The 13,593-nt window shown below is 68.0% G+C and carries 12 protein-coding genes; 11 read left to right on the top strand and 1 reads right to left on the bottom strand.

Annotated elements, in window-relative coordinates; translation table 11 throughout:
* The first annotated feature begins 2 nt into the window (after window positions 1-2).
* The 4 genes from LCC91_RS06120 to cobJ are packed head-to-tail and all read left to right on the top strand — an operon-like array spanning window position 3 to window position 3,386.
* Window positions 3-1,190 carry a precorrin-3B synthase gene (locus LCC91_RS06120; protein ID WP_143897385.1) on the top strand — a complete coding sequence of 396 codons (1,188 nt, stop codon included), beginning with the start codon at window positions 3-5 and terminating at the stop codon, window positions 1,188-1,190.
* Window positions 1,187-1,816, top strand: a complete 630-nt coding sequence (locus LCC91_RS06115) for a precorrin-8X methylmutase (RefSeq protein WP_197052567.1) — start codon at window positions 1,187-1,189, stop codon at window positions 1,814-1,816. The genes LCC91_RS06120 and LCC91_RS06115 overlap by 4 nt, the downstream gene beginning before the upstream one ends.
* Window positions 1,816-2,553 (top strand): precorrin-2 C(20)-methyltransferase, encoded by a 738-nt coding sequence (gene cobI / locus LCC91_RS06110; RefSeq protein WP_185974856.1) that lies wholly within the window; start codon window positions 1,816-1,818, stop codon window positions 2,551-2,553. Before LCC91_RS06115 ends, cobI begins: the two co-directional genes overlap by 1 nt.
* Window positions 2,550-3,386, top strand: a complete 837-nt coding sequence (cobJ, locus tag LCC91_RS06105; RefSeq protein WP_224441045.1) for a precorrin-3B C(17)-methyltransferase — start codon at window positions 2,550-2,552, stop codon at window positions 3,384-3,386. The genes cobI and cobJ overlap by 4 nt, the downstream gene beginning before the upstream one ends.
* On the opposite strand, the gene LCC91_RS06100 is transcribed toward cobJ, so the two are convergent.
* Window positions 3,292-4,035, bottom strand: a complete 744-nt coding sequence (locus tag LCC91_RS06100) for a cobalt-precorrin-6A reductase (protein WP_043701858.1) — start codon at window positions 4,033-4,035, stop codon at window positions 3,292-3,294. The two genes, cobJ and LCC91_RS06100, sit on opposite strands and share 95 nt — an antisense overlap.
* Between LCC91_RS06100 and LCC91_RS06095 the strand changes: the two genes are divergently transcribed.
* The 7 genes from LCC91_RS06095 to LCC91_RS06065 are packed head-to-tail and all read left to right on the top strand — an operon-like array spanning window position 4,034 to window position 13,486.
* Window positions 4,034-5,227: a bifunctional cobalt-precorrin-7 (C(5))-methyltransferase/cobalt-precorrin-6B (C(15))-methyltransferase gene (locus tag LCC91_RS06095; protein WP_043701860.1), complete on the top strand. Its 1,194-nt coding sequence runs from the start codon at window positions 4,034-4,036 to the stop codon at window positions 5,225-5,227. The two genes, LCC91_RS06100 and LCC91_RS06095, sit on opposite strands and share 2 nt — an antisense overlap.
* Window positions 5,224-6,045 carry a precorrin-4 C(11)-methyltransferase gene (gene cobM / locus LCC91_RS06090; protein ID WP_043701863.1) on the top strand — a complete coding sequence of 274 codons (822 nt, stop codon included), beginning with the start codon at window positions 5,224-5,226 and terminating at the stop codon, window positions 6,043-6,045. Before LCC91_RS06095 ends, cobM begins: the two co-directional genes overlap by 4 nt.
* Window positions 6,030-6,815, top strand: coding sequence for a precorrin-6A synthase (deacetylating) (gene cobF / locus LCC91_RS06085; RefSeq protein WP_043701865.1), 786 nt, complete (start codon window positions 6,030-6,032; stop codon window positions 6,813-6,815). Before cobM ends, cobF begins: the two co-directional genes overlap by 16 nt.
* A 7-nt stretch (window positions 6,816-6,822) precedes the next feature.
* Window positions 6,823-7,392, top strand: coding sequence for a cob(I)yrinic acid a,c-diamide adenosyltransferase (cobO, locus tag LCC91_RS06080; RefSeq protein ID WP_043701868.1), 570 nt, complete (start codon window positions 6,823-6,825; stop codon window positions 7,390-7,392).
* A 19-nt stretch (window positions 7,393-7,411) separates the two neighbouring features.
* A complete protein-coding gene (cobW, locus tag LCC91_RS06075; RefSeq protein ID WP_143897397.1) occupies window positions 7,412-8,503 on the top strand; it encodes a cobalamin biosynthesis protein CobW in 1,092 nt (363 codons plus the stop codon).
* A gap of 46 nt (window positions 8,504-8,549) precedes the next feature.
* Complete coding sequence (gene cobN / locus LCC91_RS06070; RefSeq protein WP_143897386.1) at window positions 8,550-12,338, top strand: cobaltochelatase subunit CobN; 3,789 nt, start codon at window positions 8,550-8,552, stop codon at window positions 12,336-12,338.
* Complete coding sequence (locus LCC91_RS06065; protein WP_043701872.1) at window positions 12,335-13,486, top strand: ATP-binding protein; 1,152 nt, start codon at window positions 12,335-12,337, stop codon at window positions 13,484-13,486. Before cobN ends, LCC91_RS06065 begins: the two co-directional genes overlap by 4 nt.
* Window positions 13,487-13,593 lie beyond the last annotated feature (107 nt).

The following is a 13,593-nucleotide window of genomic DNA, read 5'->3' as shown; positions in this document are numbered from 1 at the left end:
TCGTGGCGACCGTTGACGGCTTGGCCTCGGCTGCTACGACCACCCCGGGTGTGCGCGGGTGGTGCCCCGGGGCGTGGCAGCCGATGCGCGCCGCGGACGGTTGGGTGGTGCGCATCAAGCCGTGGTGTGGGCGCGTCAGTGGTGAACAAGCGCTGGGACTGGCGGCGCTGGTGCGGCACCATGCGCATCCCACCGTGACGCTGACGCAGCGCGCACACTTGCAGCTGCGCGGTGTCAGCGATGCCGCGCTGCCGGCGCTGCAAGACGGCCTGCGTGCTTTGGGGCTGCTGGACGCGGATGTCAGATGCGAGGCGCGGCGCAACGTGTTGGTGCAACCGTTTTGGCAGGCGGGCGATGATACCGCCCGGCTGGCGGACGCGCTCAGCACCGCGTTGTGTGCCCGGCCATCGTGGAGCCTGCCAGCGAAATTTGGCTTCGCGGTCGATGCAGGGCAGCAGCCGTGTTTGCGCGCCGCATCGGCAGACATTCGCCTGGAGCGCGTCGGGACGGACGCGGTATTGGTGCGGGCTGATGGTGCGGCGGCCGGTTGTGTGGTGGCCATGGCCGATGCGGTGGAGGCAGCGCTGGCGCTGGCGGATGCATTCGTGCGTGGCGGCGGCATTGCCAGCGGGCGCGCTCGCATGGCACAGTGGGTGCGACAGGGCGCACTGCCGCAGGCATGGCAAACCCACCCGTGTGCGCCGAGCGCGACGGTGGACGCCCCCGCGCTGGGCCCAACGCCCGTGGGGTGGTTGGTCGGCGTTGCTTGGGGGCAGTTGTCGGCCGACACGCTGGCGCAGCTGGGCAGTCGCAGCGGGTTGCGTTTGACGCCATGGCGGGCGCTGCTGTGCGAGGGCGATGAGCCGCTGCCGGCGGCACCGGAGTGGATTTGGGACGACCGCGACCCCCGTTGGCGGGCGGCGGTGTGCACGGGGTTGCCCGGGTGTGCACAGTCAGCGGGCGATACGCAGGCGCTGGCGCGAGCGCTGCTGCCCGACGTGCCACGCGGTGTGGCCTGGCATGTGACGGGTTGCGCCAAGGGATGCGCCAATGCAGCCGCGGCATGGACGGTCCGCTTGGGCCCGATGGGTTGGGAGTGGCTCGGTTGGGCAAGAGCGAGAGGTGCGGCGCTTTCGGTGGGCGAGTCGCTCGAGGCGCTGCGCGAGTGCTTCAGAAAGATTCCGACATGATGTCATACGAACGGGACGCAGCGGCGATTTATCGGCAGTCGTTTGCCATCATCCGCGCCGAGGCCGATTTGGCGCGTTTTTCCGCGCTGGAGGAGCCGGTGGTGGTGCGCATGATCCACGCGTGCGGATGGGTGGGGCTGGCCGAGCAGATCGTCCTGCGTGGCAACGTGGTCGAGGCCGCGCGTGCCGCATTGCGCCAGGGTGTCCCGGTGTTGTGCGACGCACGCATGGTCAGTGAGGGTATTACCCGTGCCCGGCTACCCGCGCATAACCCCGTTTTGTGCTGGGTGGACGATCCGACGGTACCGGCGCTGGCGCAGCGTCTGGGTACCACCCGCAGTGCGGCGGCGGTCACGCTGTGGCGGCCGCACCTGGCGGGTGCGGTGGTGGCGATCGGCAACGCGCCCACGGCACTGTTCCAACTGTTGGAGATGTTGCGTGAGCCGGATTGCCCGCGTCCCAGCGCCATCATCGGGTGTCCCGTAGGGTTTGTCGGGGCGGCGGAGTCCAAGGAGGCGTTGCTACAGGCCGACGTGGCCCCCGCGCTGGTGGTGCGGGGACGCTGGGGAGGCTCGGCGATGACGGCGGCTGCGGTCAACGCTTTGGCGTGCGAGTGGGAGGTCTGATGGGGCGCATCATCGGCGTCGGCTTGGGGCCCGGCGCGGCAGACTTGATGACCGTGCGCGCGCGCGAGTGGTTGGGGCGTGCGCGCCACGTGGCGTATTTTCGCAAGCGCGGTCATCCCGGGCAGGCGCGCCGCATCGTGCAGGGGTTATTGGCACCAACGGCCGTGGAACACGCAATGGAGTATCCCGTCACGACCGAGCTGCGTTTTGACAGCGTCGCATACAACGATGTGCTGGCGCGCTTTTACGACGAGTGGGCGGCACGACTGCTGGCACTGACCGCGCACGACGATGTGGTGGTGCTGTGCGAGGGCGATCCGCTGTTTTATGGCTCGTTCATGCACTTGCACGTGCGGCTGTCGCACCGTGTGGCGGTGGAGGTGGTACCGGGGCTGCCGGGCATGGTCGGCTGCTGGGCGGCGCTGGGGATGCCGATGACTTGGGGCGATGATGTCCTGACGGTGGTGCTGGGGACGCTGCCGCCGGACCGGTTGGTGGCGCATATGCAGGCGGCGGATGCCTTGGTGGTCATGAAGGTAGGGCGTCATCTGGCGCAGGTGCGGCGCGCGTTGGACCTGGTGGGTCGGCTCGATCAAGCGTGGCTGGTGGAGTTTGGCACCATGCCGCAGCAGCGGGTGCGGCGCTTGGCAGAAGTGGACCCCGACGAGCGTTGTCCGTATTTTTCGCTGGTGCTGGTGCACGGCCATGGACGGCGCCCCCAGGAGCGTGGCGCATGAACGGGGCGGTGGCGGTCGTGGGCTTGGGGCCCGGCGCGGCGGAATTGATCACGCCCGAGGCGCAAAGCGCGCTGGACAGTGCCACCGACGTGGTGGGCTACGCGCCGTACGTCCAGCGCGTGGTGCCGCGTCCGGGGGTGCGCTACCACACGTCAGACAACCGTGCGGAGTTGCAGCGGGCGCAGCTGGCGCTGGCGCTGGCGGCGCAGGGGCGGCACGTGGCCGTGGTGTCGTCTGGCGATCCCGGGGTTTTTGCAATGGCGGCGGCCGTCTTCGAGGCCATGGAAGGAGCGCCACAGTGGCAGTCGATCCCGGTGCGCGTCTTGCCCGGCATCACGGCGATGCTGGCGGCGGCGGCACGCGCCGGTGCCCCATTGGGGCACGATTTTTGCGCACTCAACCTCAGCGACAACCTCAAACCATGGTCGCTCATTGAGCGCCGGCTTTGCGCCGCTGTGAGCGCGGACTGGGTCATCGCCATGTACAACCCGCGCTCTCGGGCGCGGCCCGAGGGTTTCGGTCGCGCTTTGGGCTTGCTGCGCCAGCACTGCGAGCCCCAACGCCTGGTGGTGTTGGCACGGGCCGTCTACACGCCGCAGGAGTCGATACGCGTGCTGCCGCTGAGCGAGGTGCATGCCGACATGGCCGACATGCAAACGCTGGTCATCGTCGGCAGCCGCCAGACACGGCGGGTGGCTTCGTATGTCTACACACCGCGGGGGGGGGATGAGCATGGCTTCACTTCCGCGCGTCTTGCCGCAGCCATTGCAGCGCGTCGTCCACGGTGTGTACCGTCGCGCGCGGGGGCATCGGCGGGCGCTCGATCAGGATGACCGGGCAGCCGAGGTGGCGTGCCGCGTCCAGCTTGGCCCGTCCGCCGCTGCCACCGGCGTTTTTGGCCACGATCCACTCGATGCGGTGCCGCTGCAGCAACGCCAAGTCACCCGCCACGGTGAACGGGCCGCGCTCGACCACCACGTGCCCTTGCGCTGGCGACAGGGCCAAGCCACCGTCGACCACGCGCAGCAGCCACCAGTGTTGCGGGGCGTGCTGCAAAAAGGACTGGACGTGTTGGCGGCCGATGGCCAAAAAAATGCGCTGGGGCTCGCGGGGCAAGGCCGCGGCTGCGCTCGCCATGTCGGGCACGCGTACCCAGCGGTCGCCAGGCTCGGGCTGCCATGGGGGGCGCTCCAGGGCAAGCACGGGCGTGCCAGTGGCGGCGCACGCCTCGATGGCGTGCAGGCTCATTTGCACCGCAAAGGGGTGTGTGGCATCGATGACGTGTGTGATGCCCTCGCTGCGTATGAAGGCGCACAGCCCCGCCACACCGCCAAAGCCACCGATGCGGGTGGGCAAGGGCTGCGGCAGCGGGTCGGCGGTGCGGCCGGCGTACGAGAAGATGGCATCGATTCGGGCGGCGGCCAGGGCTTGTGCCAGCTCGCTGGCCTCGCGGGTGCCGCCCAGCAGGAGAACGCGTGGCATGGATGAGCCGTGGTTGACGATCGTAGGCATCGGTGAGGAGGGACTGTGTTGCGGCCACGATGGTATCCGCATGGCCTTGCAGCGTGCCCAGCGCATCTTTGGGGGGCAGCGCCATTTGGCGATGGTGCAGGCGGGTGAGCGCGGGCAAGCGTGGCCAGTGCCGTTCGATATCGCGCCCGTGCTGGCGTGGCGCGGACGGCCGGTGGTGGTGTTGGCCTCGGGCGATCCGTTTTGGTACGGCGTTGGCTCGACGTTGGTGCAGTCGCTCTCGCCGCAGGAGTGGACGGTGTTTCCCGCGCCCTCAACGTTTTCGTGGGCGGCGGCGCGGCTGGGCTGGCGGTTGGAGGCGGTGGAGTGTGTGGGGCTGCACGCGCAGCCGCTGACGGTGTTGCGGCCGCTGTTGCGCCGCGGGGCGCGCCTGATCGTGTTGTTGCGTGACGCGGCGGCACTGCACGCAGCGGCGCAATGGCTGACGCAGCTGGGCTACGGTGGCAGTCTGGCGTGGGCCTTGCAGTGTTTGGGTGGGCCGCGCGAGCGGGTGGTGCCCTTCGTGCTGCATCAAGCCGCGGAATTGCCCCCTCTGCAAAGCCCGGTGGCACTGGCGCTGGCCCTGGACGAGGGGCCGCGCGGCTTGCCCGTCACACCGGGACTGCCGGACACGGAATTTGTGCACGACGGCCAGATCACCAAAGCACCGATGCGCGCGTTGACCCTGTCGGCGTTGGCTCCGCGGCCCGGGGAGGTGTTGTGGGATTTGGGGGCGGGCAGCGGCTCCGTGGCCATCGAGTGGTGTTTGGCCGGCGGCTCGGCGCATGCGGTGGAGCGTCGCAGCGACCGCGTTGCGCACATCCGGGCCAATGCCGAGCGTTTCGGGGTGGTCCATCGGCTGACGGTGCACGAGGGGCGCTACGAGGCGCTGCTGGCCTCTTTGCCCGCGCCCGACGCCGTCTTCGTCGGTGGTGGTTTCGATGAGGGGATTTTTGCCGCGCTGCAAGCCAGCTTGCCGCAGGGGTGTCGCGTGGTCGTCAACGCGGTGACGTTGGAGACGGTGGCGCTTTTGCAGCGCTTGCACGCGCGCCGGGGCGGTCAGCTGTGGCAGCTGTCGTGGTCGGCCGCGCAGCCGTTGGGTGCGGGCACGGCGTGGCAGCCGTCGCGGCCTTGGGTTCAATGGGCTTGGGAGGTGGAAGGATGACCGTGCACTTCATCGGTGCCGGGCCAGGTGCGCCGGATTTGCTGACGCTGCGCGGGCGGGAGTTGATCGCCGCTTGCCCGGTGTGCCTCTATGCCGGCTCACTGGTGCCGCCGCAGGTGTTGCAGTATTGTCCGCCCGGCGCGCGATTGGTGGACACGGCCCCGTTGTCGCTGGAGGACATCATCGAGGAGATGCGGGCGGCGCACGCGCAAGGGCTGGATGTGGCGCGGCTGCACTCGGGCGATTTGTCGGTGTGGTCAGCAACGGGCGAGCAGCTCAGCGCGCTGCGCACCTTGGGGATACCCTATACCATCACGCCGGGTGTGCCGTCGTTTGCCGCGGCGGCGGCGGCGCTGGGGTGTGAGCTCACGGTGCCCGGCCAGAGCCAGTCGGTGGTGTTGACACGGCTGCAGGGGCGTGCCTCGCCCGTTCCGCCGAGTGAGTCTTTGACCGCCTTTGCCCGCACCGGTGCCACGCTGGCGATTCATTTGTCGGTGCACGCGCTGGCACAGGTGGTGGAGCAGTTGACACCGCTGTACGGGGCGGACTGCCCGGTGGCGGTGGTGTGGCGTGCGTCGTGGCCCGACGAACAGGTGGTGCGTGCCACCCTGGCGACGGTGCTGGAGGTGGCCGCGGGCAAGGGCCCGCCGCACACGGCGATCATCTTCGTCGGGCGCAACCTCGATCCTGCGCTGAGTGGGCGCAGTCGTCTCTATGCATCCGACTACGACCGGCGGCATCGCCGACGCGTCGCGTCAAGCGGGTTGTCCGACCATTCCGGTCAGGCCAGCGGGGAGGGCGCATGCGCATCGAGCTGACCCTCGTGGGCATGGGGACGGGCAACCCGCAGCACATCACCCAGGAAGGGGTGCAGGCGTTGCGGGCGGCGGACGTGATTCTGTTGCCACGCAAGGGAGAAGAAAAAGCCGCACTGGCCGCCGCTCGGCTGGAGGTATGTCGCCAGGTGTGGCCGCAAGGGGACGGGCCCCGCTGGGCGTGGTTCGACATGCCCTATCGGCATGCTGCGTCGACCACCGATGCGTATCGAGCCGAGGTGCAACGCTGGCACGATGCCATCGCGCAGGCGTGGCGCGATGCCTTGTGTGCGGCGCTGCCGCAGGGTGGCCGTGTGGCGATGTTGGTGTGGGGTGACCCGTCGATCTACGACAGCACCCTGCGCATCGCCCAGCGGCTGGCGCAGCGGGTGCCCATGACGACGCGCGTCGTCCCCGGCGTGAGTGCTTTGCAAGCACTGGCAGCCGCACACGCCATTGCACTGACAGAGGTGTCCGCGCCGCTGCTCGTGACCAGCGCGCGCTGGTTGCGCGAAAACGGCTGGCCCGAGGGGATCCAGACGCTGGCGGTGATGCTCGATGGGGAGGGGGTTTTTCAGGCGCTGTCTGCGCCCGACGTGTACATCTGGTGGGGGGCGTATCTGGGCATGCCGCAGCAATTGTTGTGCGCCGGCCCGCTGGCGGCGGTGGGGGCGGACATCGCAGCGCTGCGACGCCAAGCACGCCAGCAGCACGGTTGGATCATGGACACGTATTTGTTGCAGCGGCGCATGCCCAACGCGCCACAGGAGTGACTGTTCGATGGACATTACCCCACCCCCGACCAGACGCGATACCCCGAAGCCCACAGGGGAGCGCCGTGGCCTCATCATGGTTCACACCGGACTGGGCAAGGGCAAGAGCACAGCGGCGTTCGGTTTGGCGCTGCGCGCCCACGGGCGTGGCAAAGCGGTCAAGATTTATCAATTCATGAAGGTGCCCAGCGCACGTTTTGGCGAGCACCGCGTGTTTGCCCAATTGGGTATCCCCATCGAGGGGCTGGGCGACGGCTTCAGTTGGAAGAGCCGTGATTTGGAGCACTCAGCCGAGCTCGCACGCCAAGGTTGGGCCAAGGCCGAGGCCAGCATCCGCAATGGCCAGTATTTCATGGTGGTGCTCGATGAAATCATGTACCCCTTGCGCTATGGCTGGATTGCGCTGGAGCAGGTACTGGCCTGCTTGCAAGAGCGGCCGCGCGATGTGACGGTGGTTTTGACGGGGCGGCATGCACCGCAGGAGTTGATCGACGTGGCCGACACCGTGACCGAGATGGGTCTGGTCAAGCACCATTTCCAGGCGGGCGTTCCCGCGCAACGCGGTATCGAAGACTGAGCGGAAGGGTTTGAGCATGTTGAATTTGCGCAAAATTCCCAGCACCATCGTGACTGGCTTTCTGGGGGCCGGCAAAACGACTTTGTTGCGCCATGTGTTGACGCATGCGGGTGGACGGCGCATCGCGGTCATCGTCAACGAGTTTGGCGAGCTCGGCATCGATGGTGAGTTGCTGCGCGGCTGTGGCATCGGTTGCGACGAGCAGGGGGGGGACGATGGACGGCTCATCGAGCTGGCCAACGGCTGTCTGTGTTGCACGGTGCAGGAGGCGTTTGCGCCGGTGATGGAGCAATTGGCGCAGCGGCGTGACGCCATCGACCACTTGATCATCGAGACGTCGGGGCTGGCGCTGCCCAAACCGCTGGTGCAGGCGTTTCAATGGCCCACGATTCAACATGCGTTCACCGTCGATGCGGTGGTCACCGTGGTGGACACCCCTGCGGTGGCACAGGGACGCTTCGCTCCCGACCCGTTGGCGGTGGAGGCGCAGCGCCGTGCGGACGAAAATTTGGATCACGAGTCCACTTTGCAAGAGCTGTTCGAGGACCAGCTGCTGACGGCCGATCTGGTCATTCTCAACAAGGCTGATGAGCTGTCGCCCGAGGCCCTGCGGGCGGTCGAGCAGCGGGTGCGCGCGCGCGTGCAACCTGGGGTGCAGTGTGTGGCCGTCAGTCGCGGGCAGGTGGACGTGGATGTGCTGCTGGGCATGCAGCGTGCGGTCGAAAGCGTCATCGATACCCGCCGCACCCACCACGACGAGGAGGACGATCACGACCACGACGCGTTTGGGGCCGTGGCGCTGCGGCTGGAGGTGACCGATCGCGCTCGCTTGCTCGAGGCGTTGCTTGGGTGCACGCGCCAATGGCCCATTTACCGCGTCAAGGGTTTTGTGGCCTTGCCGCAGGCGGCCATGCGATTGGTCGTGCAAGGGGTGGGGCAACGCTTCGAGAGTTATTTCGACCGCCCCTGGTTGCCGGGTGAGCCGTGCGTGTCGCAATTGGTGTTCATTGGTGCCGCGTTGCCGGTGGCCGCTTTGCAGCGTTATCTGCGGCAGCAGTTGGGTGGTGCGGTGAGCGTGGTGCAGCCGCAGGCGTCCGCCACTGTTGATTGAGAGGGTGGTTGCGGGACGCGACTGAGCGTACGGAGAAGAACGCGCCATGCACATCTTGGCGGCCCGACCGGGCGGGTTTGTCGACGACGCTGCAGCCGGGGTGGTGCGTGTTGCGCAAACGCCCGGCGACATCGTGGTGTTGTCGGCAGCGGATACGACGTTGGCGCTCTTGGCAGAAACAGCCGAGACTTTGCCAGATGGCTATCCCTCGGTGCGCCTGGCCAATTTGATGGCGCTGCGCCAGCCCGCCTCGGTCGATCTTTACGTGGACGATGTGCTGGGCCACGCGCGTGCGGTGGTTATCGACCACTTGGGAGCGCCGTCCGATTGGGCGTACTTGGTCGATCGTGCTTGGGCGTGCGCGCGGCAGCGCGGGCAGTGGTTGGCGCTGTTTTCGGGGGATGCGCAAGAGGATCCGCAACTGCTGCTGCGCTCGACCGCGTCGGCCGATGATTGCCGCTTGCTGTGGCGTTACCTGCGCGAGGGGGGGAGGGTCAATGCCCAGCGGTTTTGGGCGTTGATACGGCACCGCGTTTGGGGCATGGGTGAGCCGCCGCCAGCGCCCGAGCCAATGCCTGCGGTATTTGCGTACACGCCCGCCAGCGACTCGGCGGTAGCCACCGTGCGCGATGTCCAGAGTCACGCGCTGCTGCTTTTTTATCGGGCGCACGCGCTGGCGGGCAACACCGCCGTCTTCGATGCCCTTTGGCAAGCCCTGCGCCAGCGTGGGCTGCGCGTCAGTGCGCTGGCCGTGGATTCGTTGAAATCGGTGGCGACACAGCAAGCGCTGCGCGCACTGTCGCAGCGCGAAGGGGTGGATGTGGTGCTCAACGCCACGGGGTTTGCCAGCGGCAGGCTGGACGGGGTTTCCACGTTGCTGGATGGTTTGGTGGGCGACGCACCGGTGCTGCAGCTCATTACCGCGGGCACCACGGTGGAGCGTTGGCGCGATGACCCGCACGGGCTCACACCGCGTGACCATGCCATGCACGTGGTGATGCCCGAGGTTGACGGGCGCATCATCACCCGTGCCATCAGCGGCAAAAGCACAGGGTGGCGCAGCGGGCGCGCCGAGGTGGAAGTGGCACGCTACGAGCCCATTGGCGAGCGCATTGAATGGGTGGCGGAGTTGGCGCGGCGTTGGTGTGCGCTGCGCCGCGGCGAACCCGCGCAGCAGCGCTTGGCGTTGATTTTGGCCAACTACCCCGGTGAAGACAGTCGCATCGGCCACGCCGTGGGGTTGGACACACCGGCGTCCGTCGTGGTCATCTTGCGCGCGCTGCAACAAGCTGGCTACACGGTGGGTGAAGTTCCCGACGGAGCCGAGCAACTGATGCAGCGGTTGCTGGCGGGCGTGACGCACAGTGTGCCAAGCAACGCGGTTCGGGCTGCCCATCAAAGTTTGGCGCTGCAGGATTACCGCGCAGCGCTGGCGGCGCTGCCACCGCCGTTGTGCGAGCAGCTGATGCAGCGCTGGGGGCCGCCCGAGCATGACCCCATGGTCAGGCGGGGGCGCTTTCTTATCCCGGGGGTGCGGCTGGGCAACGTCTTCGTGGGCATCCAGCCTCCACGGGCGTACGGTGTCGATCGCGTGCGCAGTTACCATGACGCCACATTGGTGCCGACACATGCTTATGTAGCGTTCTATGTTTGGCTGCGCCAGCACTGGCGGGTCGACGCGTTGGTGCATGTCGGCAAACACGGCAGCCTCGAGTGGTTGCCGGGCAAAACTGTGGCGCTATCCGACGGGTGTTGGCCGGATGCGATCCTGGGGCCGCTGCCCCACCTCTATCCCTTCATTGTCAACGACCCCGGCGAGGGTTGCCAAGCCAAGCGGCGCACGCAAGCCGTCATCATCGACCACCTGATGCCGCCGCTGACGAGGGCCGAGACGTACGGACCGCTGCAGGCGCTGGAGCGCTGCATGGATGAGTACTATGAGGCGGTGCTGCTCGACCCGGCGCGGGCGCAGCGCTTGCAACAGCAGCTGTTGCAAGAAGCCCTGCGGCACCAGTTGCACACCGAGCTCGGTATGGCCCCTCCGCGGGATGAAGCACAGCGCATGGCGCTGTTGCAGCGGCTCGACGCATACTTGTGCGAAATCAAAGAGACGCAAATTCGCAGCGGGCTGCACATCTTCGGGCAGTCGCCGCGCGGCGAGGCCCTTTGGCACACGGTGTTGGCGTTGGTGCGGTTTCCGCGCGGTGCCTCTGCCGGCGAGGACAGCCTGCTGCGTGCGTTGGCGGCGGATCTGGGGTTGACGGGCTACGATCCGCTACAGGGTGACGCCACACAGCCGTGGAGCGGACCCCGTCCGGCCGAGCTGCAAGCCGTGTCCACGCAGCCCTGGCGGCACGCAGGGCACACGCGTGAGCGGCTGGAGCGTTTGGCGCTGCAGTGTTTGCGCGATCCGTCGCGCGTGGATGCGCTGGCATGGCCACGCACCGCGGCCGTGTTGGGTTGGGTGCAGGAGGTGCTGTTGCCGCGCTTGGCGCTGTCTGGCCCGAATGAAACGGCGCATTTGTTGGCGGGATTGCGGGGGCGGTTTGTGCCGCCGGGACCCAGCGGTGCACCCTCGCGCGGCCGCGCCGATGTGCTGCCCACCGGGCGCAATTTTTACGCCGTGGATACACGCGCCGTGCCCACGCCCACTGCTTGGTCCATGGGTCAGCAGGCCGCGCAGCGGTTGCTGGAGCGCTATGTGCAAGAGCACGGCATATTTCCCCAGTGCGTGGGTATGACGGTGTGGGGTACCAGCACCATGCGAACCGGTGGCGAGGATGTGGCCGAGGCGCTGGCCCTGCTGGGAGTGCGGCCGCGCTGGGCGGACGGTAGCGCACGGGTGGTGGATGTGGAGGTGGTGCCGGCCGCGGTGTTGGGGCGTCCGCGGGTGGATGTGACGCTGCGGATTTCGGGGTTTTTTCGCGACGCGTTTCCCGCACTCATCGATCTGTTTGACACGGCGGTGCAGGCCGTTGCCGCCATCCCCGAGGAAGAGGAGCCCGACGAGCTCAATCCGGTGCGGGTGCGCATCCAGCGCGAGCAGCGTGCGCTGCAAGCGCAAGGAGAGGATGCGCAGCGCGCTTGGCGGGTGGCCACTTGGCGCGTCTTTGGCCCGGGCGCGGGCGACTACCGCAACGGGGTGCAGGAACGCATCGAAAGCGGTCAGTGGCACAGCAGCCACGATTTGGCGCAGGCCTATGTTCAGGCGGGGGGGTATGCCTACGGGCGCGATGGGCACGCGCTGCCGGCGCGCGCCGCTTTCGAGCGGCGGTTGGCGGCGTTGGATGTGGTGTTGCAAAACCAGGACAACCGCGAGCACGATATCCTCGACTCTGACGGCTACTACCCGTTTCTTGGGGGGATGGGCGCGGCCAGCGCCGCGCTGCGTGGGCAGCCCGTTGCGCTCTACCACGGGGATATGACGGTACCGGGTGCTCCACGCGTACAGCCGTTGGCGCACGAGCTGGCGCGCGTCGTGCGCGCGCGTGCACTCAATCCCCAGTGGTTAGAGGCCATGCGAGAACATGGCTACAAAGGGGCCGCTGAGATGGTCAACACGGTGGAGTTGTTGTTCGGTTTTGCCGCCACCACCGGGTTGGTGCACGACCACCAATTTGCGCTGCTGGCCGAAGCCTACGTGCTCGATGAGCAGAACCGGCGCTTTTTGCAACGCCACAATGCGCAGGCGCTGCGGCAAATGGGGTTGCGCCTGCTGGAGGCGGCGCAGCGGGGACTATGGCGTGATCGGGGAGACTGCGTGGAGCGTATTCGCGACGTATTGTTGGCGCAGGAGGAGGCGTGGGAACAGAGTATTCCCGCGACACGGCCATGACGGCGGCACAGCCTGAAGCCTTGTGGGCGGGGGAGCAGCCCCCAGCGTTCCCGCTGGTGGCGCTGGTGGGGCAGCCGCAGCTGCAACTGGCGCTGCTGTTGGCCGCGGTCGACCCCAGCATGGGAGGGGTGCTCATCAGCGGGCCTCGAGGAACCGCCAAATCGACGGCAGCGCGTGCGTTGGCAGCATTGATGCCGGAGGTGCCGTTCGTGACGCTGCCCTTGTCAGCCACGTTGGAACAGGTGGTGGGCACCCTCGATCTCGAGGGGGCGTTGCGTGACGGGCGGGTGCGGTTTGCGCCGGGGGTGCTGGCCCGCGCACACGAGGGCGTTCTCTACGTCGACGAGGTCAATCTGCTGGCCGATGTGTTGGTGGATGCCTTGCTCGATGCCGCTGCCAGCGGGGTCAATACGGTCGAACGCGACGGCGTCTCACACCGCCACCCGGCGCGCTTCGTCTTGGTGGGCACGATGAATCCCGAGGAGGGGGAGCTGCGCCCGCAGCTGCTCGACCGCTTCGGCCTGTATGTGGCCATGCAAAATCCGCCCGATTCGGCCACGCGGGCCGCCATTGTGCGCCAACGCTTGGCCTACGAAGCCGACCCCGTCGGGTTCGTGCAGCGACACGCGGCGGCGTCGGCATCCGTCGCGCAGCGCCTGCGCTGCGCGCGCGAGCGGCTGGCGACTGTCACGTGGGACGACGCGATCCTCGAGCACGTTGCCCAATGCTGCCAAGCGGCGCGGGTCGACGGGGTGCGTGCGGATTTGGTGTTGCTCAAAGCCGCCCGCGCACACGCGGCGTGGCATGGGCGCGCTACCGTGGCGGTGGACGATGTCGAGGCGGTCCAGGCGTTGGCCTTGGCGCATCGCTGTGGAGGGAGCCCGGCGAGCGGGAGGGAGCCGTCGCCGCCGCCGCAATCGATGTCAGCCAGCATGGCAGCGCCAACGTCCCAGGGGGGATCACCGGCACCGCTCGATGGGACAGCAGCGGGGCATCACCCCGCACCGGTGCGCGCCGCACCGGGTGACGTGAGTCCAGGGGGGGGCGATGCGTCCGCCGGCGACTGGGGTGCCATGGAGCCGGAGCCGATCACAGTGCCTCAACCCGCGTTACCGCAATGGGCAGACTGGTGGCCAAAAAAGCCCTAGCCCCCCGTGCCGGTCGGGTCTCTTGGGTGGCCCATACCACAGGCGGCCCAAGGCGCGATCCAGCGGCAACGGGGGGGCAAAGGCCGGCGGGCCATGGGTGGGAGCCG

This window comes from Tepidimonas taiwanensis (genome assembly GCF_020162115.1).
GTDB classification, from domain to species: domain Bacteria; phylum Pseudomonadota; class Gammaproteobacteria; order Burkholderiales; family Burkholderiaceae_C; genus Tepidimonas; species Tepidimonas taiwanensis.
Note: the sequence above shows the minus strand (reverse complement) of the source record. Positions and strands in the feature narration are given on the sequence as shown.